Annotated in this window: 27 protein-coding genes and 2 pseudogenes; 22 read left to right on the forward strand and 7 right to left on the reverse strand. The window is 29.7% G+C overall.

The genetic code is table 11. The annotated features are described in order from the left end of the window. Nucleotides 1-184: 184 nt before the first annotated feature. Nucleotides 185-1,147, reverse strand: coding sequence for a cation diffusion facilitator family transporter (locus tag CLCHR_RS14820; RefSeq protein ID WP_079440618.1), 963 nt, complete (start codon nt 1,145-1,147; stop codon nt 185-187). A 324-nt stretch (nt 1,148-1,471) separates the two neighbouring features. Between CLCHR_RS14820 and CLCHR_RS14825 the strand changes: the two genes are divergently transcribed. Both CLCHR_RS14825 and CLCHR_RS14830 read left to right on the forward strand, forming a co-directional pair. Further along, nucleotides 1,472-2,275 carry an EFR1 family ferrodoxin gene (locus CLCHR_RS14825; protein ID WP_079440619.1) on the forward strand — a complete coding sequence of 268 codons (804 nt, stop codon included), beginning with the start codon at nt 1,472-1,474 and terminating at the stop codon, nt 2,273-2,275. A 489-nt stretch (nt 2,276-2,764) separates the two neighbouring features. Beyond that, nucleotides 2,765-3,160: a hypothetical protein gene (locus tag CLCHR_RS14830; RefSeq protein ID WP_079440620.1), complete on the forward strand. Its 396-nt coding sequence runs from the start codon at nt 2,765-2,767 to the stop codon at nt 3,158-3,160. A gap of 72 nt (nt 3,161-3,232) precedes the next feature. Here the strand turns inward: CLCHR_RS14830 and CLCHR_RS14835 are convergent, their stop codons facing one another. Further along, the gene (locus CLCHR_RS14835) at nt 3,233-3,799 is read right to left on the reverse strand and encodes a TetR/AcrR family transcriptional regulator (protein WP_079440621.1); all 567 of its coding nucleotides are present in this window, start codon (nt 3,797-3,799) and stop codon (nt 3,233-3,235) included. 159 nt (nt 3,800-3,958) lie between these two features. On the opposite strand from CLCHR_RS14835, the gene CLCHR_RS14840 reads away from it, so the two are divergent. Next, complete coding sequence (locus CLCHR_RS14840) at nt 3,959-4,921, forward strand: ketopantoate reductase family protein (RefSeq protein ID WP_079440622.1); 963 nt, start codon at nt 3,959-3,961, stop codon at nt 4,919-4,921. Nucleotides 4,922-5,354: 433 nt separating this feature from the next. Here the strand turns inward: CLCHR_RS14840 and CLCHR_RS14845 are convergent, their stop codons facing one another. Both CLCHR_RS14845 and CLCHR_RS14850 read right to left on the reverse strand, forming a co-directional pair. Beyond that, on the reverse strand, nt 5,355-5,798 hold the full coding sequence (locus tag CLCHR_RS14845; RefSeq protein ID WP_079440623.1) for a MarR family winged helix-turn-helix transcriptional regulator: 444 nt from the start codon (nt 5,796-5,798) through the stop codon (nt 5,355-5,357). Between the two features lie 62 nt (nt 5,799-5,860). Then, complete coding sequence (locus CLCHR_RS14850) at nt 5,861-7,042, reverse strand: MFS transporter (protein ID WP_079440624.1); 1,182 nt, start codon at nt 7,040-7,042, stop codon at nt 5,861-5,863. 112 nt (nt 7,043-7,154) lie between these two features. Here CLCHR_RS14850 and CLCHR_RS24465 point away from each other — a divergent pair, with 112 nt between their 5' ends. Together CLCHR_RS24465 and CLCHR_RS14855 are read left to right on the forward strand one after the other, a co-directional pair. Then, entirely contained in the window at nt 7,155-7,316 is a 162-nt protein-coding gene (locus CLCHR_RS24465; RefSeq protein WP_207652323.1) for a hypothetical protein, read from the forward strand. Between the two features lie 417 nt (nt 7,317-7,733). Further along, nucleotides 7,734-8,207, forward strand: a complete 474-nt coding sequence (locus tag CLCHR_RS14855; protein ID WP_242966090.1) for a GyrI-like domain-containing protein — start codon at nt 7,734-7,736, stop codon at nt 8,205-8,207. 264 nt (nt 8,208-8,471) lie between these two features. On the opposite strand, the gene CLCHR_RS14860 is transcribed toward CLCHR_RS14855, so the two are convergent. Together CLCHR_RS14860 and CLCHR_RS14865 are read right to left on the reverse strand one after the other, a co-directional pair. Continuing rightward, entirely contained in the window at nt 8,472-8,936 is a 465-nt protein-coding gene (locus CLCHR_RS14860; RefSeq protein ID WP_079440625.1) for an ImmA/IrrE family metallo-endopeptidase, read from the reverse strand. Between the two features lie 33 nt (nt 8,937-8,969). Beyond that, nucleotides 8,970-9,416: a helix-turn-helix transcriptional regulator gene (locus CLCHR_RS14865; protein ID WP_079440626.1), complete on the reverse strand. Its 447-nt coding sequence runs from the start codon at nt 9,414-9,416 to the stop codon at nt 8,970-8,972. A gap of 251 nt (nt 9,417-9,667) precedes the next feature. On the opposite strand from CLCHR_RS14865, the gene CLCHR_RS14870 reads away from it, so the two are divergent. The 10 genes and pseudogenes from CLCHR_RS14870 to CLCHR_RS14905 all read left to right on the forward strand — a co-directional run. Next, a complete protein-coding gene (locus CLCHR_RS14870; protein ID WP_079440627.1) occupies nt 9,668-9,886 on the forward strand; it encodes a helix-turn-helix transcriptional regulator in 219 nt (72 codons plus the stop codon). Between the two features lie 53 nt (nt 9,887-9,939). Continuing rightward, on the forward strand, nt 9,940-10,734 hold the full coding sequence (locus CLCHR_RS14875) for a phage antirepressor (protein ID WP_079440628.1): 795 nt from the start codon (nt 9,940-9,942) through the stop codon (nt 10,732-10,734). A gap of 90 nt (nt 10,735-10,824) precedes the next feature. Beyond that, nucleotides 10,825-10,989 carry a hypothetical protein gene (locus CLCHR_RS24840; protein ID WP_169896808.1) on the forward strand — a complete coding sequence of 55 codons (165 nt, stop codon included), beginning with the start codon at nt 10,825-10,827 and terminating at the stop codon, nt 10,987-10,989. Between the two features lie 179 nt (nt 10,990-11,168). Next, nucleotides 11,169-11,435 carry an AbrB/MazE/SpoVT family DNA-binding domain-containing protein gene (locus tag CLCHR_RS14880; RefSeq protein ID WP_079440629.1) on the forward strand — a complete coding sequence of 89 codons (267 nt, stop codon included), beginning with the start codon at nt 11,169-11,171 and terminating at the stop codon, nt 11,433-11,435. Continuing rightward, nucleotides 11,425-13,398: an AAA family ATPase gene (locus tag CLCHR_RS14885; protein ID WP_079440630.1), complete on the forward strand. Its 1,974-nt coding sequence runs from the start codon at nt 11,425-11,427 to the stop codon at nt 13,396-13,398. The genes CLCHR_RS14880 and CLCHR_RS14885 overlap by 11 nt, the downstream gene beginning before the upstream one ends. Then, the gene (locus tag CLCHR_RS14890) at nt 13,398-14,261 is read left to right on the forward strand and encodes a recombinase RecT (RefSeq protein ID WP_079440631.1); all 864 of its coding nucleotides are present in this window, start codon (nt 13,398-13,400) and stop codon (nt 14,259-14,261) included. Before CLCHR_RS14885 ends, CLCHR_RS14890 begins: the two co-directional genes overlap by 1 nt. Before the next feature lie 420 nt (nt 14,262-14,681). After that, nucleotides 14,682-14,858: a hypothetical protein gene (locus CLCHR_RS24845; protein WP_169896809.1), complete on the forward strand. Its 177-nt coding sequence runs from the start codon at nt 14,682-14,684 to the stop codon at nt 14,856-14,858. A 55-nt stretch (nt 14,859-14,913) separates the two neighbouring features. After that, on the forward strand, nt 14,914-15,681 hold the full coding sequence (locus CLCHR_RS24470; protein WP_139376243.1) for a DnaD domain protein: 768 nt from the start codon (nt 14,914-14,916) through the stop codon (nt 15,679-15,681). 212 nt (nt 15,682-15,893) lie between these two features. Beyond that, entirely contained in the window at nt 15,894-17,195 is a 1,302-nt protein-coding gene (gene dnaB / locus CLCHR_RS14900; RefSeq protein ID WP_079440632.1) for a replicative DNA helicase, read from the forward strand. A gap of 406 nt (nt 17,196-17,601) precedes the next feature. Then, nucleotides 17,602-18,036 (forward strand): annotated as a pseudogene (locus CLCHR_RS14905) (CAP domain-containing protein); the annotation flags it as partial. A gap of 110 nt (nt 18,037-18,146) precedes the next feature. On the opposite strand, the gene CLCHR_RS14910 reads toward CLCHR_RS14905, so the two are convergent. Further along, nucleotides 18,147-18,578 (reverse strand): DUF3888 domain-containing protein, encoded by a 432-nt coding sequence (locus tag CLCHR_RS14910; RefSeq protein WP_169896810.1) that lies wholly within the window; start codon nt 18,576-18,578, stop codon nt 18,147-18,149. Nucleotides 18,579-18,772: 194 nt separating this feature from the next. Here CLCHR_RS14910 and CLCHR_RS14915 point away from each other — a divergent pair, with 194 nt between their 5' ends. From CLCHR_RS14915 to CLCHR_RS14940, 7 genes and pseudogenes are all read left to right on the forward strand, one after another. Next, the gene (locus tag CLCHR_RS14915) at nt 18,773-18,994 is read left to right on the forward strand and encodes a hypothetical protein (protein ID WP_079440635.1); all 222 of its coding nucleotides are present in this window, start codon (nt 18,773-18,775) and stop codon (nt 18,992-18,994) included. 82 nt (nt 18,995-19,076) lie between these two features. Next, nucleotides 19,077-19,244: a hypothetical protein gene (locus CLCHR_RS25225; protein WP_242966092.1), complete on the forward strand. Its 168-nt coding sequence runs from the start codon at nt 19,077-19,079 to the stop codon at nt 19,242-19,244. 44 nt (nt 19,245-19,288) lie between these two features. Next, nucleotides 19,289-19,561: pseudogene (locus CLCHR_RS25230) on the forward strand (GNAT family N-acetyltransferase); the annotation flags it as partial. 140 nt (nt 19,562-19,701) lie between these two features. After that, nucleotides 19,702-19,935 carry a hypothetical protein gene (locus CLCHR_RS14925; RefSeq protein ID WP_079440636.1) on the forward strand — a complete coding sequence of 78 codons (234 nt, stop codon included), beginning with the start codon at nt 19,702-19,704 and terminating at the stop codon, nt 19,933-19,935. A 13-nt stretch (nt 19,936-19,948) separates the two neighbouring features. Further along, nucleotides 19,949-20,212 (forward strand): hypothetical protein, encoded by a 264-nt coding sequence (locus CLCHR_RS14930; protein ID WP_079440637.1) that lies wholly within the window; start codon nt 19,949-19,951, stop codon nt 20,210-20,212. Nucleotides 20,213-20,643: 431 nt separating this feature from the next. Next, a complete protein-coding gene (locus CLCHR_RS14935) occupies nt 20,644-21,789 on the forward strand; it encodes a glycoside hydrolase family 113 (RefSeq protein WP_079440638.1) in 1,146 nt (381 codons plus the stop codon). A gap of 559 nt (nt 21,790-22,348) precedes the next feature. After that, on the forward strand, nt 22,349-23,215 hold the full coding sequence (locus CLCHR_RS14940) for a cell division protein (protein ID WP_079440639.1): 867 nt from the start codon (nt 22,349-22,351) through the stop codon (nt 23,213-23,215). Nucleotides 23,216-23,546: the final 331 nt, after the last annotated feature.

The raw sequence follows: 23,546 nt of genomic DNA on the forward strand, positions 1-23,546 counted from the left end.
TAATTTAAATATTAAAATAGTAAATGACAAGGATAAATTCAAGGTTAAAAAATTATAATTATTTAAAAAGAATTTTAATAATGCATAAGAGCATTGTTAAAATTCTTTTTTATTGATAAAGATTTTTAAAGCTGTAGTGATATTTTTTATGTGACAGCTCACTTTTTATAGACAAGGAATAAGATTAGTGAAAATGGGCTATTGTTGAGCCTCTTTTTTTAGGCAGTTCTTTTACTGGATCTACATGAATTACCATGCAGATATTCAAATCATTAGAAATTTCATTTTCAGCGGCATCAATTGTTTCCGTAAGCTCCATTAAAGATAGTGTGCATGGCACTTCTACATGTATCGAAGCAAGTGTATTTCTAGGGCCATAATTATGGATCATCAAATCATGAACACCAATTATATGTTTATATTTAGCCATTGCATGTATTATTTTCTCTACAAGTTTGCTATCTGGTGCTTCTCCCAGTAAAGGATTTAAGGTTTCTTTTATTAAGGAATAACCTGAAAATAAAATGAACAATGAAATCAGGACTCCTAGATAACCATCAATTGGAAAAGTAATATATCTGGATAAAATTAAGGAGAAAGCAATACCAACACAGATAATTACATCAACTAAAGATTCTAAGCCAGAGGCCTTAAGAGCAGAGGAATCAATAGCGTTACCTATGAATTTAGAAAAACTGCTTAGCCATATCTTAACTAATATAGATAATAATAAAATTATTACGGAAGTCCATTGAAAATTAATTGCTGATGGATTTCTTATTTTTTCATAAGAAGATTTAATGAATTCAATTCCAACTAGTAAAACTAAAAAGGAAACTATTAGGCCAGAAATGTATTCAACTCTTCCATGGCCAAAGGGATGTTCTTTATCAGCTGGCTTAGAAGCCATTTTAAAACCAATTATAGTTATTACTGAAGAAGTAGCATCTGTTAAATTATTAACTGCATCTGCCATAATTGATATACTATGAGTAATAGCTCCTATAGTCAATTTAATCGCAGACAAAGCAATATTTAGAATAATTCCTACTATTCCACCTAAGTAACCATAAGCATTTCTAACTTTATGATTTCCTATGTTGGCATAATCTTTTATAAAAGTTCGAACAAGATATTTTGATAACATATAGCAACACCTCGCAACTAATATATGTTTATTATTGCCCGTTGAGATATAATTTATAAGCAAATTATTTAACTTCGTTTTCAGGTATCAGACGTCCATTGAGAATATCCACAGTATTTTTGACCACGCATTATATAGATGAAGCAGAACAACATTCTTTAGCAAAAACGTTACAGGTTACAGAAATAATATATTGTAATTCGAAACTTTGTATGATATTATTGAATAATAATTTTGAGTCAAACCTTCTTCTATTATCTGGCACGCAAACTTATAAACTGCATAGATTTAATAGCTATAATTATTATATTAGGAGTGATAAGGATGAAGAATAGAATTTATTTCTTCACTGGTACTGGAAACAGTCTTAAAGTTGCAAAAGATATTGCCAATGCATTACCCGAGTGCGAGCTTGTTGCAATATACAAAGACACTTTGTTAGAGATTCAATCCGGGCTTGATCGTATAGGTTTTGTATTTCCCAATTATGCCGGCGGTCCACCGTCAATGGTTGCTGACTTTGTCCATAATATGAAGTTTTTAGACCTGAGCGATACTTACATTTTTTGCGTGTCGACATACGCAGGAAATAACGGTACCGTTATTTCACAAATGGCCAATTTACTTCAACAGAGGGGGCTGCAGTTGAACTATGGTGACAAAATTATTACGTATCCCAATGCGGTAACAGCTTACCCCATGACTGGAGACGTCAACGACATTTTAAAAAAAGCTGAAATTAACACAAAACCAGTAATTGATAGTATTATTGCCAAGCAGCGCATAACCATACAGCCATTAGAAACCTCTGATAAAGAGCGGTATGATACATTTATAGCTTTCATTCGTAATGGAACGAGCAGCTATGATGTAAATAAGAATTGTGTTTCATGCGGGATATGCCGGGATGTTTGTCCAGCAAAGAATATAACCTTAGAAGATGGAATACCTGTGTTCCACAACCAATGTGAAAGCTGTATGGCCTGTATTCAGCACTGCCCAAAACGAGCCATAAATTACGAGAATAAGACACAGGATAGAATGCGTTATACACATCCTGAAATTGGTCATAAAGTTATTTCACAATATTACCTGTCCCAAGATGTGAAATCTGCCGATAACAGGTAGAGCTGTATCATTTGACTACCGAATGGAAAATGGATAAGCTATGATTGATGACAAAGTTGACGAGCGTATAAAGAAGCTATAGCAACTTCAGCCCTTCGGACTTCAGAAGCACCCCAGGGGGTCTTTGTAAAGGAAGAATGACTGAATTTGCTATCATCTATTGATAAAAAGAATTTTATCAATAGATGATTTTTTTTGCTTTGAAACATATCCACTGGTGAAAATTTAAACATTCGAGATATTTAGTTTAATGGTGTAAGAATAAAGTTAAGTTAAATAATCTTTAGAAAATCCTTAGAAATATAGCAAGGTTTTCTTTAAAAATTATGTTTATTATTGGAATAAAGCCGGTAAAAATAAGATCTTTAGAAGGAAAGATGGCATAGCATTTATATGATTGTAGAATATCTATGATTTATTAAGAAACTAATACATGATTCTTAAAACTGATTATATTTTTATCACAATATTTTAATAAAGGAGGATATCATGAAATTAAATTCTTATCAAAAATCTTTTGTATGCATTATAATTTTTGTATTAATTACATTCTTATCATGTTACACAGTTATAAAAGAAAATAATAAAACAACATCAATAACTAGGTGTATGAGTACAAATGGAGAATGGACAGATTCTTCAAAAATTCCTTATACAATTACTTTTAATCAAGGGGATACTATACGATTTAATTATAAATCAACTATTAAGGATGGAAAATTATTGCTAAGGTTTGTTGATTCCCAAGGAAACTTAATATATGAGTTTGATACAGGGAAAAAGGGAGAAAAGGATATAAAAATAGAGAAAACCGACAAATATAATCTTTTTATAGAAGGAGATAAATTTAAAGGAAATTACGAGATAACATGTAAAAAATCTTGAATAATAAAGTAGCAGCTTAGTATGCTACGTTCAACCTTTGAGCACTGCAGCTTATCAATTTAGAGAATGGGTTTATTTAACAGCGTTTATCCCATTCATAATAAAGCTAAGTGTTTTTTTTATATTGTATTCTTTATCATTTTTATTAAAATAGCAATAGTGAGCACAACCATATACTGATGATGAAATTAGTTTGACTAATATATTTGTGTCTTTAGAAGCTAACTCATTTCTAATTGCCATACTATTTAATATTTTTTCAATAAGATTATCTATTTTATATTTTAATAAATTATCTACAGTAGAAGCTATGGAGGTAGAATCAATTTTACGCTTTTGATAAAAAGAAATATAGTATTCATAAAGGAAGAAAATAAGTTCCTTTATAATTTCTTCATTTAATTCTGTAGCGTTTAAAATTTCTATTGGTAACATTTCTTCAAAGCAATCTATAACAAGCTCTTCTAGTAAAATATATTTATCTAAATAGTGGGCATAAAAAGTTGCTCTATTAATTGTTGCTTTTGTTGTAATATCCTTAATGGTTATATTTTTAAAGTCTTTTTCCTCAAGTAATTTGACAAAAGCTTCTTTAATTAAATTTTTTGTTCTTACTGCTCTTGGATCTTTTTCATTCATAATTTATCATTAATCTCCTTTATTAACACAACAGATTTTATAAAATGTTGCTTACACAACACATAAAAAAATCTATTGGTTGTAGATATGTGTGTAATTAAATATTATATTAACATACACTTGCATTTTAAACAACACATGTATAATAGGAGGTATATTATGAAAATATTAATAATAGGCAGAGGAGTAATTTCAACTCAATATGGATGGGCTTTAGAACAAGCAGGCAATGATGTAACATTTTATGTTCGTCCAGGAAGAAGAGATCATTATGGAGATATAGTCAACTTAAAAATATTAGATGGTAGAAAGAATAAAAAGGGTGATTCCGTAAATAAAGCTTGGAAAATTAAAATGATAGAAGAACTGTCATCTAACCATGATTTTGATTTAATAATGATTAGCGTAAATCACAATCAGCTAAGTAATGTCATAAGTTATTTAGAGCCACGTGTTAATAATTCAACCGTTTTACTATTTAATAATATTATTGATGAACCATTAGATTCAATTGGATCAATTCCAAAGGAACAAGTTGTTTGGGGATTCCCAGGAGCCGGCGGATCTTTTATAAATAAAAACACATTAGATGGCGGATTTATGAAAAACATCTTTATGGGATTTATTGATGATAGTACAAATAGAAACAGGTATGATAAAGTAAATCGCTTATTTAAAAAAGCAGGTTTTGGTATATCTGAAAAGAAAGATATGCGTAATTGGTTATGGTTCCACTTCATAAGTAATGCAAGTATGATGTCTGCAGCTTCAAAAGTAGGCTCTTTAAATAATCTGTTTGATTCTACAAATGCTCTTAAGGATTTTACCTTAAGATTAAGGGAACTTATATCATTGATGGATGCTAAAGGATCTAAGGTTAGTGCATTAACAAATTTTGCAGTAAATTTACCTGCAGGCCTTGTAGCTTTTGTAATGAAATTAGCATTAGCAAAAGGGAACTTACCTCGAGAAATAATGAAAAGTGCTAGTGGGAGTGAAAGTCTAAAAGCTGAAAGCAATGTAATATTTGTAAGCGATACTCTTGCTGAAGCACGTAGACTGGGGACATCCATTCCTAGGCTTGAATCTTTAGATTCACCTATTTATAAACAATTTTTGTAGTTCTTAAATACAAATAACTGAACAGTTTTTAAAATGTTTGATTTTATAGTACATTTTAAAGGCATGTATTACCTCCACCATATGCATAAGTACAAGTTATATTTGTATTATCGATATAGGGTTCCTCATCGATAATTAAACTTATGCTGTGATATATTCCCTAACTAGAAATCAATGATATTCTTTTGTGTAGTGTTTCATCTGGAATTTTGATGTCTGTAGTTCTTAGATTGGAAGTTGTTCAAAAGTGCTAGTTCAATGCTTGTCATTGAGGCCAGCACTTTTGGTGCAACTTCCAATCTTAGAACTACCCATCAAAATTCCTTAGAAACCGAAACAAACGAATATCATTGATTTCGGTGGGAACACACATAAGTTCGATTATCATTGCGGAACCCTATATACATTTGCAAAAGATGAAATAATCTATAAATTAATCAATATCAGAATTTATTTTATTTTTTTCTTCAGAAATGGTATGGAGGATTCTTTTTAGAATAATAACTGTTTGTTCTTCTTCTTCCTTTGATAAGTTTTTAGAAAAAATAGCAACTAATTCTAAAAATGTTGATTCTATTTTAGGAATGACTTTTTTACCTTCCTCTGCTAAATATAATCTATAAATACGCTTATCATTTTCATCTTGAACTCTTTTTACATAATCATTTTCTATTAGATTTTTAACTGCTTTTGCAGTAGTTGATTTACCTACATACAGGAATTCACTTAATTCTTTCTGACTTATACCTTCATTTTTTGAAAGCACATATAAAAAATCATGTTGACCGCTTCTAATATTTAAATCTATAAGCTTTGAATTTATTATACTCTGAGCATTTCTATAAATTGCTGCATTAAGTTTACTAATGTTCTCCATAATTACTTATCTCCTTTACATTGGTTTCCTATAAAACCATCTTAAATTATATAGATAAATAATTATAGTTTCAATGTTTTACATTGAAGTTTTCTTTTTCTACCAATAATAAAATAAAGAATAAAAGCTATAATAGCTGATCCGCTTGCCCAAAGATACATTTGAGCATATCCAACGTTTGCTGAAACTACTCCTAAAATTACTGCACCTAATCCTACACCACAATCAAATGCAGTGAAAAATGTAGCATTGGCAGCGCCTAAACGTGAAGGTGCAACCCCAGTCATTGCCATTGTCTGTAAACTAGATTGAGTTGCTCCAAAGCCTATTCCGTAAATAAATGCGGAGATTAAAAACATGCTGATATTTGAAGCCTCAGATAACAATGCCATTGATATAATCACACATATAAAACCTGGAATGATCGCATAGTCAAAACCTAATTTATCTATTATTTTACCGAATATTGGTCTAGATATGAATAAGGATATTGCATAGACTGTAAAGAAAACTCCAATGTTTTCTATGCCTTTTTGTGAAGCATAAAGAGGTAAGAAACTGGTTAATGCACCATAAGTTATTGTTATAAAAAATACTATAATAGAAGGATTTATAGATACTTTTTCATACAAGGAAGCTTTTGTTTTAGTTTGCTCTTTATTCTCAATTTTTTTGTATTCTAATTTAAAAGCAACAATGCCTCCAAGCACGGCTAGTAGGGTAGATACTAGAAATAGAATTTGAAAGTTATATTTTGATATTACAAATAGTCCAATTGTAGGAGCTACTGCCATAGCTAAACTACTTGTCAAACTAAAATATCCCATACCTTCTCCAAAACGATCCTTTGGTATATTATCAGAAGCAATTGTATTAGAAGCTGTACTTACTGCACCCCAGCCAAAGCCATGGATAAAACGTATCATAATAATTGCACTAATAAATGGAACTAGTGAATAAGAAAATACAGATACAATAAATATAAATAATCCAACTAAAAACACCTTTTGTCGGCCTAATTTATCAAGAAGTAATCCTGAGATTGGCCTAATTATTACTGAAGATACTACAAATGCTCCAGTTACTAATCCAATGACAGAGTTTGTCCCACCAAGTTTTTTTGCATAAATTGGAAGTGTCGGTAATAGCATTTGAAATCCAAAAAATATTAATAAGTTTATTATGTTTATAATAACGAAGTTTTTTGTCCAAAGAACCTTATCTTTTTGTATATCTTTTTCCATGAATGATCTCTCCTTTTTAATATTAGTTTCCTTTGCAACTAATATTAAAATAACACAAATTAGTTTCTTATGCAACTAATTTGTTGGAGAATTTGGTGAAATGAAATTTTAAATGTTAGAGGCAATTCAAAGAACAAAATACTCAGTTGCAATAACTGAGAAAGCAGGGATAAAAACGCAGCAAGTTTCACTTGAAATTTGTAATTGGCTTGAGGAGGTAGCATCAAACGATATTCTAGAGAACGGAGATAAATGGCTAGTGAAAATATCTTAGCGCTATAAATAGATAAAGTAACAAATTCAAATAATAATGATGATGATCTGGAGACCACACCAAGTATAAGAGGAGAGGGGGCATCATTAACAATTGATTTATATCCCCCCTATTATTGGGGGATTTTTTATTGGATTGATTGACACCACACAACTCTTTACTAGTTACAAAGTTTTCCCTAAATGAAATTTGAATAATACACAAATTACAAAATACGTTATAATATATACATAATAGTTAATTATGTATATATTATAATTAGATGAAGGAATAAAGGTAATGGATAAAAATCATTTTGTATAAGTTGCTGGGTTGGTTCAAATGAATGAAGTTATTCAGATGATGGAAATCCTTTGTATAAAACAAGAATTACGATTATGCTTTCTAAGAATTCAAATATTAAAAGGAGTGGTTGAAATGAACTACAGAATTGAGCAAAAAGATGCGTTTACTATTGTAGGTGTAAAGAAAAGGTTTTCGCATATTGAAGGTTTAGGTGAAAACATCGGAAGAATGTGGAGTGAGACCTCAGCAGAGACATTTGAGCAAATCGCTGGACTGGGGGACACTGAACCATATGGTTTATTAGGCGTATACAGTGGAATGTATGATGACAATACAACTGACTACTATATCGCAACCACAACGAAAAAAAGCTGTCCAGAAACATTGTGTGAACTTGAAATACCATCTCTTACATGGGCGATATTTGAAATAACCGGTCCTATGCCTACAGCTATGGCAGAAATTTGGGGAAGGATTTTTTCAGAATGGTTTCCTACATCTGGTTATAAGCATGCAGAAGCGCCAGAAGTGGAGTGGTACTCAAAAGGTGATTTGAGTGCAACTGACTACAAAAGCGAAATTTGGATACCAGTTATTAAAGAATAAAGTTCTATGCCTAATAAACATTTCCGGTACCAAGATTCATGCATAATATTCTCAACTTGTGTATCAACTCCAAAACACATCATTTATAGATACTCTAAAAACAGGTAGTCTGATTTTAACTTAAGTTTAGACTACCTGTTAATACAAAATGATTTAAAAATTTACTTACAAGTAATAAAATCCCATTATAATTTAATAAAAAAATACTTAAATATTCTAGAATTAAATATCAAATATAAAAGGATTACATAGTAGGGGAGCTGCTTAGTGGTTAGTTACTAATTTGGAGATATGCTTTAATCTCAATTTTAATAATTCTATAGGTACATGGAGCTGTGCGGCTATTTGTTCAATAGTCATATTTTCGAAATTATCGCCTTTTAATTCATCATCATCAATAGCTAAATTAGCTGAAAAATAATCAGCTTCATTTTCCAGTTTGTTTTTAATGACAAAAGTATTTTTCTCTAAAAACAATATGTTAAGTTTGCTGTGGAAGAGAGCGTGTCCTAATTCGTGTGAACATGTGAAATATCTTGAAGATTCATCTAAATTTATATTAATGTGAATTATTTTATTACGAGGAGCAGCTTGATAAAACCCATTTATATTTTTACCAAGATTCTCATATAAAATTTTTATTCCAAGATATTCACAAAGTTCAAATGGATTTTTCGTGTGATATTTCTTCTTTAGCTGAGCGACCTTTTTATTGATAATTTTATTCAAATAAATACCCCCAATTATTGACCATTACCATTTTTATTTTTTGAATTTTTTCGGTGTAAATTTCTTTTTATTTACCTTTTTAGCATATTCAAGTCCATTTTGAATAGCTGCTTTAATTAATTCAAAGTCATCTTCGTCTATAAGTTCTCCTGAGAGCATTAGGCCTTCTTGCTTTTCTAACATTTCAAGAGTTTTATTTAAAGTTTTTTCTATATCTTTCTCATCTTTTTTAGTTAATTCTAGATCTAATCCATCAACAGTTGGAGATGCTACTATATCTGTTTTTCCTAAAAGATAATCAACGGATACGGAAAATAAATCACTTAACTTAGACAGCGTTTCAGCATCAGGGGTTCTATTTCCATTTTCCCAGTTAGAAACAGTTTGTTTACTGACATTCATTATTTTAGCTAATTCTGGTTGATTATATCCTAATAACAATCTTCTTTCTTTAATTCGTTCATTAAGAGTATTACTCATATTTCTCACTCCTATATTTAGGCACTTTCAAATAAATAATAAATCCATTGGACTTGCCAGTTATTTTCATGTGTCTTAACTTTCTTATGTAATTAATTATAAACATTTAGTTGACTTTATAAAACGGGAGTAAACAAATTGAATATAATTTTAATAAGTTTATAAAAAAGCTGTTGACAGTAAACTAAAAGTTTACTATGATATTAATATACTAGGTAAACAAAAAGTTTACTCAGGGAGGTGTGAATAGAATGGCAAATAAAACATTGAAAGCTTATAGAATGTTAAAAGGTATTAAGCAAGAAAAAATTGCAAAAATATTAGGAATTACACTAACAACTTATAGCAACAAAGAAACTGGAAAAACTAAATTTTCACTTGATGAAGCTAAAAAGATATCTGATTACTTAAATGTGCCAATAGAACAGCTTTTTTTTGCTCATGAGGTAAACTTATTGAATACTGTTTGAGATTATTTTGTCCAGTTCCTAAGAAAATATTCTAAATAGTAGGGGGAGAAAGAGTGAAAAACTTACAGGTTATTAAAGAGCAACAGCTTTTAGGAAAAGACTTTAAAGTTTATGGCAGCGCAGAAAACCCATTATTTTTAGCTAAAGATGTAGCAGAATGGATTGATTATTCAAAAACAAGCGAAGGTTATTACAACGTTTCAAAAATGTTAATTTCTATTGATGATGACGAAAAAGTGACTATTACAAATAGTAATAGTGGTGGAAACAAGCTTTATTTAACAGAAGATGGCTTATATGAAGTTTTAATGCAAAGCAGAAAAGTGATAGCTAAGAAATTCAAAAAGGAAGTTAAAGCAGTTCTTAGGCAGATAAGAATAACAGGAGGATATATTCCAGTAAATGAGAATATGAGTGATTTTGAAATAATGGCAAGAGCACTACAGATATCTCAAAACACTATATCGAAAAAAGATGAAATTATAATAGCTAAAGATATTGAGTTAGAGGATAAAAGCAAATTTATTAATCAAATTGCCATTTCTGAAAATAGTTTATTGGTCAGAGAAGTTGCAAAGATAGCATGTAAGCAAGGAATAATTATTGGAGAAAAAAGATTATGGCAAAAGCTTAGAGATTGGAAAATGATCTTTAAAAATACAACAGAACCTAAGCAGGAATTTATAGATAGAGGACACTTTGAAATTGTTGAAGGCTGCAGAACGTCTAAAGAAAAAACTTTTACTTATCATACTACAAAAGTAACTGGAAAAGGACAAGTATATATTATTAAGAAACTGCTAGAAGAGAGTTTACTGAAAGAAACAGCTTGTACTAAGGCGCGATAAAAATATAACAAGTCCATCTGCCTAAATAATTTGTATCAAATTTAATTACAAATGAATACAATACTATGAATTTCTATGTAGGTGATTAATATGAAAAGAAATAGAGAAATTATAGTAGAAGTTAAAGGAATTATAACGGATGAAATGAGAAGAGAATATCATCATATTTTAGCAGATGCAATAGTAGCTAAGTATGGTGTAGAGATTGCAAAACAAATATTAGAGGCATTGAAATGTGATGGCTTACCGAAATAAGAAACATATTGTGTTTCGGTTTCTAGTATAGTATCACATTTAAAACTGCAATTATGGATATCTATATTCAGAAAATTAAAAATTAGAGTAAGAAAAATTAATTTACAAACGTATTAATGAAGAATTTGAGAAACTAAGAGACAACTTTAAAAATATAAGTTTGAAAGGGGAATGAGATTGTGAAAGTAACAGGAGTGACAAGACCAATTGATACATTAGGGAGGGTGGTTATACCAAAAGAATTAAGAAGACAACTTAACTGGAATGAGGAGGATAGAGTTGAATTTTTTGTGGAGAATGATTCAGTAACAATTAAGAAATATTCCTCAGGATGCAATTGCTGTAAAAGGGTAAAAAGCGATTTAAAGGAAGTAGATGGAATTATACTTTGTAAAAACTGCATAGGTAAATTTAAAAGTTTATTGGAGGGTAAAAATGAAAATTAAACTTGAAAAATTAATTCTTAAAAATTTCAAGGGAATTAAGGAATTAACAATAAATTTTGCGGCTTTAACAACAATCTTAGGCGAAAATGGAACAGGAAAATCTACTGTATTTGATGCTTTCATGTGGACATTATTTGGAAAGGATTCACATGGCAGAAGCGATTTTGAAATACAGACATTAGATCCTGACAATAATGTAATTCATGGCTTAGAACATTCAGTAAGGTTAGTTTTAAATATAGATGGAACTCACAAAACATTGAAAAGAACTTTAAAAGAACGTTGGGTAAAACCTAATGGAAAGGCTGAAAAGGAGTTTAAAGGCTGTACAACTGATTTTGATGTGGATGAAATTCCAGTTAAACAAAAAGAATATCAGGCAATTATTAATGGAATAATAGATGAAAACTTATTTAAGATGATTACAAGTCCCTTATATTTTCCTAACATGAATTGGCAGAAACAAAGAGAAATTCTTTTAGATATTATAGGTGACATAACTGACGAAAAGGTAATCAACTATAATTCAAAGCTTAAGGTGCTATTACCATTACTTACAGATGGCGTTGATAACTTTAATAAAAGAGTTAAAGCAAGTATTGCAAAGCTTAAGGAAGAAGTTAGGTCTATTCCAGCTAGGATTGATGAATGTAATAACAATATAAAAGTAATTGATGCAGCTGCACTTAAGCTTAGAAAAGAAGTTATTTTGGGTTATATAAATTCTCTTGATGAACAAATTGCAGATAGCAGCAAGGCTAGTGAAGAAAAATTAAAATTGCAGGAAGAATTATTCAAACTAACAGACGAGCTTAGTGAGAAAAGAAATAGGGCACATTTAGAGTCAGTTAAACCATTAAATGATATTCAAAATAAAATCAATGAAACTAGGAATAAAATTCAAGATGCTGCTTTTAATCTAAAAAACTTTGAAAGTAAAAGAGAAAGAATCTTTAATTATATAGAATCAGCAAAAGAAGAATTAGAGAAACTAAAGTCAGAAAAACAAACTTTACTTAATAAATACCACCTTGAGTATGACAGGATATTTGAATTTGATACTGAACTAGTTTCTTGTCCTCATTGCGGCAGGGAATATGATGTAGATAAAATTCAAGAAATTAAAGCTGATGCATTATTTAAATTTAATAAATCAAAAGAAAATGTTTTAGCAGTAATCACAACTAAAGGTAAAAAAGCAGCTGCAGACATAATAGAATTTACGGAAAAAATTAAGAATAACGAAAATGATGCAGAATCACTACGTTTAAAAGTAATTGAACTGGAAACTCAAAAAGCTAATCTTGATGCAGATCTAGAAAAGCTTGAGAAGGAAAAAGAGCTATTAACACAAACAAAAATAATAAAATTTGAAGGTCAAGATGAATTGCAAACTAAAATTAATTCAATACAGTCTGAAATGGACAAGTTTAAGTTTAATGACAATAGTGAACTTAAAGTTAAAAAGAAAACTTTCCAAGATGAATTAGAAGAAATAAATATTACCTTAGGTAAGAAAGATGTTAATGAAGATTTGAAAAAAAGAATGGAAGCACTTAATCAAGAAGAGAAGAAGCTGCAAATTAAAATTGCAGAACTTGAAGGCAAGCTTTATCTTAGCGTAGAGTTTATAAGAACAAAGGTTGAGCTGCTAGAAGATAGTATCAATAAGAAATTCAAAGGTGCAGTAACATTTAAGTTATTTGAAAACCAAATAAATGGAGGATTAAGTGAAACCTGTGAAGCTCTTATAAATGGAGTTCCATTTAGTGATGCAAATACTGCTAGTAAAATGAATGCTGGACTCAGTATATTAAATACTTTATGTGAACACTACGGAGTTTATGCACCAGTTTTTATTGATAATGCAGAATCCATAAATCAATTAATCGATACAGATAGTCAGCTAATTAGGTTAGTGGTTAGTTTAAATAAAGAATTGAAAGTTGAGGTGGCTTCATAATGGAAAATAACAATGCAGCATCAGTTCAGGAAAAAAATATTACAGAAAAGGTGTTAAGTAGAATTGAAGCATTAGAAGGGGCAGGAGATATAACAATGTCACCTAATTATAATTATTCAAATGTTCTTAAAAGTGCCTACTCAATTTTAAGTGAAACATTAGACAAAGAAAAGAAACCATTATTACAAAGCTGCAGTCAAACAAGCATTATAAATACATTATTGGACATGATAATTCAAGGCCTAAGCCCAGCTAAAAAGCAATGTTGCTTCATAGAATTTGATGGAAAACTTCAACTTACGAAAACACATTTAGGAAATATAGCAGCAACAAAGAGATTAAAAGGCGTTAAGAATGTATTTGCAAATGTCATATACGAAGGTGATGAATTTTCATATGAACTAAACTTAGAAACTGGACTTAAAAAGATAACTAAACATGAGCAAAAGTTTGAAAATATAGATACAAACAAAATCAAAGGTGCCTATGCAGTTGTAGTAAAGGAAGATAATTTAAATTACGTTGAAATAATGAATATTAATCAAATTAAAAGTTCATGGATTCAATGTGAGTCAGAAGGGCAAAGTGGTGCTCACAAAAATTTTGCACATGAAATGGCTAAAGAAACAGTGATAAATAAATCATGCAAGAATTTCGTGTGTACTAGTGATGATAGTGACTTATTAATAGAGTCAATAACCCGCACAAATGAATATATTCAAGAAGATATTATTGAATCAACACATGATGAAGCTAAAGAAGAAATAGAGAATAATGCCAATCAAGAAACTACTGATATTCCAGTAGAAGAAGTTAATAACGGAGCAGATAAACATGTAGAAATAGTGGACGAGCCATTCTGATAAATCTATGGATAACACAACTATAATCTATACTTATGCGTATACCTCACCGAAATAAGTAATATACATTTGTTACAGTTTTTGGGCAATCCTGATTGGTGGTTCTAAGGCTATAAAGTTGCACTCAAAGTGCTAGCCTCAAATAACAAACGCTCACAGAGAAGGTTCATATACCCAAATGTAAAACTTGGATAGTCACTTTTCGATTCTCACTTTTTGAACAAGTACATTTGGAACAATTTATAGCCAAAGAATCACATCCATCAAAATTACCAATGAAATATTCTGCAAAAGTATATCACTCATTTCTGGTTGTCAGATATTACATAGTTTAAGTTGTTATCTATATAGGTAAACGGATTTTGAACTAGATTTATACTTTGAGATGTACTCTACACCAGAAAGAACTGGTACTCTTTTGTGCAGTGTTTCATTGAGAATTGGGCTGTAAGTATTTCTTCAGCAGAAGTTGTTCCATTTACTGTTTGTCACATTGAATTATGGGAGCAAGCAGAAATGGGTACAACTTCTGCTGGTAGAAATCCACAGCTGAATTCTCTAGAAACCGAAACAATAGAGTACCAGTTCTTTCGGTAAGTTACCACATAACTCTAAATACACATCTTTAAAATACTTAGCAAGGGGTGAAATTATGGCAGATAAACGTATGTTTTCTAAGACGATAATTGATAGTGATGCATTTTTAGATATGCCTTTATCAACGCAGACTTTATATTTTCATTTATCAATGAGAGCAGATGATGATGGTTTTATAAATAATCCAAGGAAAATACAACGAATGATAGGGTGCGGTGAGGATGATCTAAAGTTACTAATAGCTAAAAAATTTGTGATTATTTTTGAGAGTGGTGTAATTGTTATAAAGCATTGGCGAATTCACAACTATATTCAAAAAGACAGATATAAGGAAACTGTTTATAGAGAAGAAAAATCTATGCTGTCATTAAAAGAAAATAAAGCATATACACTGGGGAAAATTAATGGGTCAGAAAGTTGTATTCAATCTGTATACAAAACGGATACTCAGATAAGATTAGATGAGATTAGTGTAGATAAGAGTAATGTAGAGAGAGATAAGAGCAGTTTATATAAGGATAATATAAAAAGTCTGCCAGTAGTTGTCCATTCTAACAATGAAGTTTTTAAACATTTTGAGAAATGTGGATTTATATTGTCACCTAAGCTTATGGAATTTATAGCAGCAGATGTCAAAGTATATTCATCCAAATGGCTGATAGATGCGGCTACAGAATCCATGAAAAGAGGGAAGATAAATTATAAATATTTATTGGCTATATTACAAAATTGGAAAGCAGATGGAAGAGGTAAGAAAGCAGCAGTGCAAAGAGCAAATGCTGGTGCTTATAAAGATTTTGGAGACAGTGTCCTAGATAATTAAGACGAGTGGAAGTTAATTAAGGCACATGAAAGTAAATAACAAGTCCAAAGTTGCCATGGATATTTTTCATCAGGCAAGGAGGCAAATTGCCCTCATAGCGGGCCTATTAGGTCAATTTGCCAACGTAGCATGATGGAAAATAGACTTGTTATTTTTTTGAATGTGCCTAAAAGCTAACTATCCAATTAATTATACGAGATAGGAGGGGGAGCATGAACTTAGATAATATACAAACACTCCCAAATAATATTAGGTGTGAACAGGAGATATTAAGTGGGATATTCTATAACAATAAAATATTGGCGGAAATAATTAATGAAGTTAAAGTTGAGGATTTTTATAAAACAGCGCATCAAATTATTTATGTTGCTATATGTAAGCTATTTGCTGAAGGGAAAGATATTGATATTACACTTTTAGTAAATGAGATATGCAAAAATAATCTTGAAAGGGCTGGTGGAATAACCTATATAACTGATATAGCTATAGGTGGACTGCCAATAAAAGCAAAAGAATATATAAAGATTTTAAAGGACAAGTCCTATAGAAGAAAAGCTATTAAAGAATTATCAAAAACTATAAAGTTTATGTATGATGAGAATTCTACGCCTGCTGATGTTATAAGTAAAATGTCAGAAAATCTAGCAAATGACATGAAAAATAAAAGTTCAATATTCAGTGATAGTGATCTTATGGTAAAGACATTAACAGAAATAGAAAATAGGTATAAAAAGGGCGGAGAAATACCAGGGATGCAAACTGGATTTACTACTTTTGATAAGAGAACTGGAGGATTGCAAAAGGGAGAATTAGTCATAATAGCTGGCAGGCCATCTATGGGAAAAACATTAGCTGCATTAAATATAATGGATGGACTAGGTAAGAATGGGTACACTGTGTATTTATCAGAATTAGAAATGACAGAGGAATCTCTTGGAATAAGAAGGTTGTCTTACAATGCAAATATTGAAGCTGAAAAATTAAGATTTGGGAAATTAAGCGATAATGATTTTTTAAAAATTACAATGATGTCTAATGAATTAGCAAAGAGAAATAAAGTATTCACAGATTGTAGTTCAAACCAAGGACTGCTTCAAATTAAGGCAAAAGCAAAAGCCATAAAGCAAGCTCATGGATTAGATGTAATAATAATAGACCATTTAACTTTAATGAACATTCCAGAAAGGGGAACTAGAGATTTGGCAATAGGAGAAGTTACAAAGGGGCTTAAAGCTTTAGCAAAAGAATTAGATGTGAATGTTATCCTCTTATGTCAATTATCAAGAGCAGTTGAACAAAGAGCAGAAAAAAGGCCTATGCTTTCAGATTTGAGGGAGTCCGGAAATATTGAACAGGACGCAGATTTAGTAATGTTTATGTATAGAGATGATTATTATAATATAGAATCAGAAGATAAAGGAATAATTGAATGGATCATAAGCAAGCAGCGTAATGGGAGAACTGGAACTTTAAAGTTTGCGTATGTAGATAAATATCAGAAGATAGGGGACTAGGCCTTACAGTGTAATGGTTTAAGTGATATCATAACGTATAACGGATTATACGAAAACATAATCAAGGTTTATAGAGTTAATATTGTTTAAAGGGATTAATCAGAAGAATGTAATGTTGAATAATGTCGAAAAGATGTTATTATAGAGACATGACCTCACTCGAAAACAACAAACTTTAAAAACAATTATTAATTAAATGATTATTGTTTATATGAAAAATTAAGAGGTCAAATAAAAGATAGTTAAAAGGAGAGAAAAACTAATGAGAAAGAATTTATGTAAAAAGATGGTAACAGCAGTTATTGCAGCTACAACTATGGCAAGTTTCTCATCATTAGGAGTATCAGCAGCAACAGTTAGCCCGTACACAACTACAACAACAGCTAGTACATCTAAAGCTGTAACTACAATCAGTGTAACAGGATTACCGAAGTTACCGACAAAATATCCAATAAGTGTACAAGCTAGTGCTGAACAAAAAATCCTTGAATTAATGAATGCAAAGAGAACTGCAGCTGGTTTAAAACCATTAACTATGGATAATACATTATTACAAGTGGCTAGATATAAGAGTGATGATATGATACAATACAACTTCTTCAGCCATACAAATCCAGACGGAACAAAGTGGGTAAACTGGTTACAGACAATAGGATATAAATACACATCAACAGGAGAAAATATTGCATATAATACATATGATGCGGTTGAATTATTCAATCAATGGTGGAATTCACCAGGTCATAGAGCGAATATGATGAACTCTTCATATAATAAAGTTGGTATAGGTGTTATTCAGGGAAATGGGAAAATCATGGGTACACAAACGTTCTCAAATTAATAATTATGAATATAATTAGATAGATAGTAATTTAAACTTATAACCTTTTCTCACTAAAACTTAAAGCAGTAGAAGGAAAAATCCATCTACTGCTTTAAGTTTTTATAATATTATTTTAAATTAGGTGGAATCGGAAAACTTTTAATATGCTTAAATTCTTCAACTTGAGTTTCACTTGGAGTTATTCTTATTGTAATATCATCAATTCCTATAGTATTGTGTGCTCCAACAAAAGGTCTGATTTGAAGTTTTATTATAAATTCAAATGAACGATAACTTGGTCTTTCTATTTTTAAAAATTTTATATCAAATAAATCATATAGAAGTGGTTGACCATAATGAGTTTCTACTTCACGACTAATATAAGGGACTATCAATGTAACTATTATATCTTTATATAGTTCTTCTATAGAGCCTTCTTTTGGAGTGTATTCATAAGGTATGCCTTGTTTAGCATTATTATTTTGTTCGGCAATAACTTCTTGAGGAGTACAATATACAAAACACATTATTAAATAGCATATAACTAATATTTTTTTCATTATTATCACCGTCCAGCAGCTAGTTTTATTAGTATGCCACATTATATTTTTCAGATACATAATATATAGAAATTGTATAATACTCCAAAACACATTATTCAAATTGAGTGATGTGTTTTTTTAATCTTAAATTTGTCTGGTATTACAAACTTATTCTAAACTGAAAAAATTTAATTAAAGTGAAGGTGAAATTAATGAATAGTTTCTATGAAAAATATATTTTAGGCAATTGGAAATATGAAGATGGGAAAGGTGTTCTAAGGGTTGAAAAGATAGGTGAAACATACAAGTGCGTGTGGAAGATAGATAAAGAAAATGATTATAAAAGGAATAATATTATACATAACTTTCTTGAAAAATGTAGTGATTTAGTCTTAGGGTTACTGAATCAAATATGGGAAAGAAAATATAATTAATACCTGATGGTAATTTATAACGAAACTATTACCTATGATTAATAAAAGAAACATATTTATTTTAAATAATGGAGGATTTAACATGGAACTAAATATAAAACAAATGAATTATAACGAAGCAAAACAAATTTCAAAATGGATTTATAAAGAACCTTATTCAATTTATAGTATGGATGAAAGTGAAAATTGTATAAACGAACTTCTTAATGGTTATTATTATTCAGCTTCAGAGGAAAAAACAATCTTGTAGGGTATTATTGTTTTGGAGAATCTGCTCAAGTTCCAGCTGGAAATAAATTTGGAGTATATGATTTAAACCATATTACTGATGTTGGTTTAGGAATAAAACCAGATTTGTGCGATCAAGGATTAGGAGAGATTTTTTTGAGTAGTGGTTTAGATTTTGCACGAAATAAACTACTAGCAAAAGAATATCGATTAACAGTGGCAAGTTTTAATCAACGCGCAATAAAAATATATCAACGGCTGGGTTTCAAAAAAGTTAATAATTTTGAAAGAATATCAGAGTTTGGAAAAACTGAATTTTGGGTTATGATTCTATATTAAGAAAGAGTAATTTAAGACACCATGTGTAGATATGGTGTAGTAAATTATAACAATGTTCTTTGAAAATCAAATAATACAATATTTACAATTTATGTTATAATTAATTAGGAATAGTAAATTCAAGGGAGAGAGGGAAATGGATGATACAACTAGGGAACGCACTTATTCTTTTAGCACTTATAATGGCTCTATTTTTGGCTGTTATTGCAATAATCCGAGGATATAAAGGTATGAAGATGAGCAAATGTTTTGATACATCTGATAAAAAAATAAAAGTTGGTTATTGGTTGCTTTCGGCTATACATATGTGGGCGGGCATTTTAATAACTTTGTGTTATATGATTGCAGGAGTATTAATTTTAAATAAATTATAAGGGATGTGATCTTATGGGATTTCTATTTATTCTACCATTTATTGCGGCTATAATTGGAATTTTTATTGCGTTTATTTGTTTTATTGGAGCATGTCTGATAATTATTGGTGGTACAGGCATAGGAATGAATAAAATATACTTGAAACAGATGGAAACAAAAAATAGTGTATTAAAACCTTTATTTAATACAGGCTCAATAATTTTAGGAATTATATTTATACTATTTCCTTTAGGATGTGTTTTATCTGGGATTATTTTTTCATTATCATCAAAATAAGTATATAAGAATCGTTTATAGTATGAGCATAATCTATAGTAAATTTAATTCACAATATTCATAATATGAATCAATAAAAATAAATAGCAAATTGTAAAATCGTATTATTCAAGAGATTGAATTTGCGATTTTTTTAATGCGTCATACTACTAAGGGGCAAATAAAAAAAGATTTTAATTTATTTTCCCCCCGTCTATGTAAAACCTAATAGAAAGGGTTCTTTCAGACCACATGCTCTCATTAGTACACGAAAAATTCCCTAAATGAATTTTTGCAAATAGAGAATATGTAGACATGATGTAGTAAATTATTAAAATGGCCTTTGAAAATTGATATACGATATTTAAAATTATGCTATAATAACAATGTATTTGAAAAAATTACCATATAAGATTTGTAGAGATATAGAACAAAGGGGGAAAAATAAATAAATGACTTATAAGAACAATTGTAAAGTAATTCGTAAACTGAGAAACATAGCCTTAGTAGCAGCTACTTTCACTAGTCTATTTCTTGTTTCATATAGTGTACAAGCTGCAATGCTTACTAATGATCAAACATTAAATTCAATAGGATGGACAGTTGATGGAAAGAAGGTTAAATCAGGTAGTTTATCAACAGACTATACTATTCAACAAGTATTAATTGATGTAGATAAATTTAAATTAAATACATTAAATATACCTGTAATGGTGAATATAAATGATACTAATTCAAGCAGTATGTTAGTTGATAAAACAAGTGAAAGTAAAGCAATAGAGTTAATTACACAATTAAAAAATTCAAATAAAAATATAAACATAATATTAGAGCCATATCCTTGGATAGCAAATGGAATGAAAGCTGAAACTGAATGGAAACCTGGCAATATGGACTTCTTTTTTCAAACTTGGAAGACATATGTACTAAAAACATTAATAGATGATATTGCAGTACCATATAATGTAACCGCATTAAACATAGGAAGTAATTTTGTTAATATGGAATCTAGAGAAAATGATTGGTGCGATATTGTAGATTATGTAAGAGAAAATTATAAAGGATTAGTGACATATAGAACTAATAAATGGGATACTGCTTCATGGGCACCAGATAGTATTACTGCATATAATAATAAGTTAAATAATAAATTATTTTCAAAAGTAGATTTTATTTCTATAGCAGCTTATTTTGAGCTTACTGATAATGCCACAAATACAGTTGAAGATCTTTCAAAATCAATAGAAAATTCACAAATAACAATTAGTGGAAATGTTAGACATCAAAATATAAAACAAGAAATAAAAAATTTTTATGATAAATGGAATAAACCTATTTTCTTTGGAGAACTTGGTTTCCCTAAGTTTAATTATACATCACATGAGCCATGGAACTGGAATCCATACAACAATAATAATGTTATTAATGGTGTTGAACAAGCTAATTGTTTTGAAGCCTATAGAAGAGAGTTCGAAAACGAACCTTGGTTTTTAGGATTTTCTATTTTTGCAATAGGCGAACAAAGTAATGATAAGCATTATTATCCAAGTCAACAAAGTACAGTAGTTATAAGAAATTGGTATAGTAATGAACGGTAAAATTGTTTGTATTTATAAAAATAAATAATATATAGAGAAATTATTATATAAAGTTACGTGTATAATATTTTTTTAAATGTTACCTAGGAGATTTAGTGAATAATAAATTTAAAGAAACAGAAGAAGCACTTTTAAATCATAAATCAAATAAATCATATTTAGAGATATTTAAAAATGAGGTTAAAGGAGTAGGAGCAGTAGATTATTCAATATAAGAAGTAAGAAGATTTGAATTAATTCGAAGTTATATCGAAAAGTGTAGATTTGACGTAGTAAATTATTAAAATGATCTTTGAAAATCGAATAATGCGATTTTTACAAAATATGTTATAATTAATACAGAATAGTACAAAAATATGATGAAAAAGAATTTTCTCAATTACATGGAATAGGAAAAAATGCAATGAGTATTATTAAGCAAATTATGAGAGAGAATGGATTATCATTTTCCCCAAAAAAATAAAAGAAAAAAGCAGAGAGCTTCACAATTTTCCTATATTGTCTCCATGAAACTTAAGGAGCAACAGTAGTTAAGTGAACTGTTATTAAGGAGTTTGTAATGAAAAAAGTAAGATTATTAAATTTTATACCACTAATAATTGCAGCGCCTCCAGTCATTATTGGAGTGATAGTAATGTATTTACACAATGTTGCTGTCTTTACTGTTGGACAAAATATTTTTTGTTTATTAATAGGGGGATTGATTTCATCTTTTGTTGTATCAAGAAAAGAAAAAAAGAAAGGTATTAATACTGAGAGCATCACTATATTTGTCTCAGTAATACTACTATTTCTAACTCTTATTAATTCAGGAATGGAAGGGGTACATAGATGGATATCTCTTGGACCAATTAAGTTCTATGTGGCAAGTATAGTTTTGCCTATTGTGATTATTAAGTTATCAGGGTTATTGGTGAATGGAAAACAGTGGGCGACCATAATTACTACAATAATTGTATCACTCCTTTTACTAAGACAGCCAGATGCTTCGCAGTTAACTGCATTTATAATTCCAATGATTATTCTTATATGGAATAATACCAGAAACAATATAATTCGTTTTAGTATTGCAGGAGCACTTTTAATAATGGCTGTTGTTTCGTGGGTGTATTTAGATGCATTACCACCTGTATCATATGTAGAAGAAATACTTAGTCTGGCAGCGAATACCGGAATCATATGGTTTGTTTTAGGAGTTATATCATTAATTATATTACCATTGCCATTTATAATCTTTCCCCAAAAGAACTCAAAACTAATATCCAGGTGTATTGGTATATATTTTATTATTATATTGATATCTACACAATTTGGGAACTTCCCAATTCCATTGATGGGATACGGGATTTCTCCTATTATAGGTTACTTTATAGCAATTACCTGGCTGGTTAAGGATAAAGTCAAAAAGAAAAATCAGATAAAATAATCGATTATGTTAATTCGTAACATTCTGAAATCATGAATCAATAAAAATAAATAATATATTGAGAGATTATTATTTAAAGTTACGTGTATGATATTTTTTTAAATGTTACCGAGGAGATTTAGTGAATAATAAATTTAAAGAAACAGAAGAAGCACGTTTAAATCATAAATCAAATAAATCATATTTAGAGATATTTAAAAATGAGGTTAAAGCAGTAGGAGCAGTAGATTATTCAATATAAGAAGTAAGAAGATTTGAATTAAATCGAAGTTATTTTGAAAAGTGTAGATTTGACATAGTAAATTAGAGCAAGTTCTATGAAAATTGAAGA

The organism is Clostridium chromiireducens, from assembly GCF_002029255.1.
In the GTDB taxonomy this organism is placed as follows: Bacteria; Bacillota; Clostridia; order Clostridiales; family Clostridiaceae; genus Clostridium; species Clostridium chromiireducens.

Bases quoted from the DNA above. Each gene is read 5' to 3' on its own strand.
- CLCHR_RS14820 (WP_079440618.1), bottom strand. From the start codon at position 1,147: ATGTTATCAAAATATCTTGTTCGAACTTTTATAAAAGATTATGCCAAC.
- CLCHR_RS14825 (WP_079440619.1), top strand. From the start codon at position 1,472: ATGAAGAATAGAATTTATTTCTTCACTGGTACTGGAAACAGTCTTAAA.
- CLCHR_RS14830 (WP_079440620.1), top strand. From the start codon at position 2,765: ATGAAATTAAATTCTTATCAAAAATCTTTTGTATGCATTATAATTTTT.
- CLCHR_RS14835 (WP_079440621.1), bottom strand. From the start codon at position 3,799: ATGAATGAAAAAGATCCAAGAGCAGTAAGAACAAAAAATTTAATTAAA.
- CLCHR_RS14840 (WP_079440622.1), top strand. From the start codon at position 3,959: ATGAAAATATTAATAATAGGCAGAGGAGTAATTTCAACTCAATATGGA.
- CLCHR_RS14845 (WP_079440623.1), bottom strand. From the start codon at position 5,798: ATGGAGAACATTAGTAAACTTAATGCAGCAATTTATAGAAATGCTCAG.
- CLCHR_RS14850 (WP_079440624.1), bottom strand. From the start codon at position 7,042: ATGGAAAAAGATATACAAAAAGATAAGGTTCTTTGGACAAAAAACTTC.
- CLCHR_RS24465 (WP_207652323.1), top strand. From the start codon at position 7,155: ATGTTAGAGGCAATTCAAAGAACAAAATACTCAGTTGCAATAACTGAG.
- CLCHR_RS14855 (WP_242966090.1), top strand. From the start codon at position 7,734: ATGAACTACAGAATTGAGCAAAAAGATGCGTTTACTATTGTAGGTGTA.
- CLCHR_RS14865 (WP_079440626.1), bottom strand. From the start codon at position 9,416: ATGAGTAATACTCTTAATGAACGAATTAAAGAAAGAAGATTGTTATTA.
- CLCHR_RS14870 (WP_079440627.1), top strand. From the start codon at position 9,668: ATGGCAAATAAAACATTGAAAGCTTATAGAATGTTAAAAGGTATTAAG.
- CLCHR_RS24840 (WP_169896808.1), top strand. From the start codon at position 10,825: ATGAAAAGAAATAGAGAAATTATAGTAGAAGTTAAAGGAATTATAACG.
- CLCHR_RS14885 (WP_079440630.1), top strand. From the start codon at position 11,425: ATGAAAATTAAACTTGAAAAATTAATTCTTAAAAATTTCAAGGGAATT.
- CLCHR_RS14890 (WP_079440631.1), top strand. From the start codon at position 13,398: ATGGAAAATAACAATGCAGCATCAGTTCAGGAAAAAAATATTACAGAA.
- CLCHR_RS24470 (WP_139376243.1), top strand. From the start codon at position 14,914: ATGGCAGATAAACGTATGTTTTCTAAGACGATAATTGATAGTGATGCA.
- dnaB (WP_079440632.1), top strand. From the start codon at position 15,894: ATGAACTTAGATAATATACAAACACTCCCAAATAATATTAGGTGTGAA.
- CLCHR_RS14910 (WP_169896810.1), bottom strand. From the start codon at position 18,578: ATGAAAAAAATATTAGTTATATGCTATTTAATAATGTGTTTTGTATAT.
- CLCHR_RS14915 (WP_079440635.1), top strand. From the start codon at position 18,773: ATGAATAGTTTCTATGAAAAATATATTTTAGGCAATTGGAAATATGAA.
- CLCHR_RS25225 (WP_242966092.1), top strand. From the start codon at position 19,077: ATGGAACTAAATATAAAACAAATGAATTATAACGAAGCAAAACAAATT.
- CLCHR_RS14925 (WP_079440636.1), top strand. From the start codon at position 19,702: ATGATACAACTAGGGAACGCACTTATTCTTTTAGCACTTATAATGGCT.
- CLCHR_RS14930 (WP_079440637.1), top strand. From the start codon at position 19,949: ATGGGATTTCTATTTATTCTACCATTTATTGCGGCTATAATTGGAATT.
- CLCHR_RS14935 (WP_079440638.1), top strand. From the start codon at position 20,644: ATGACTTATAAGAACAATTGTAAAGTAATTCGTAAACTGAGAAACATA.
- CLCHR_RS14940 (WP_079440639.1), top strand. From the start codon at position 22,349: ATGAAAAAAGTAAGATTATTAAATTTTATACCACTAATAATTGCAGCG.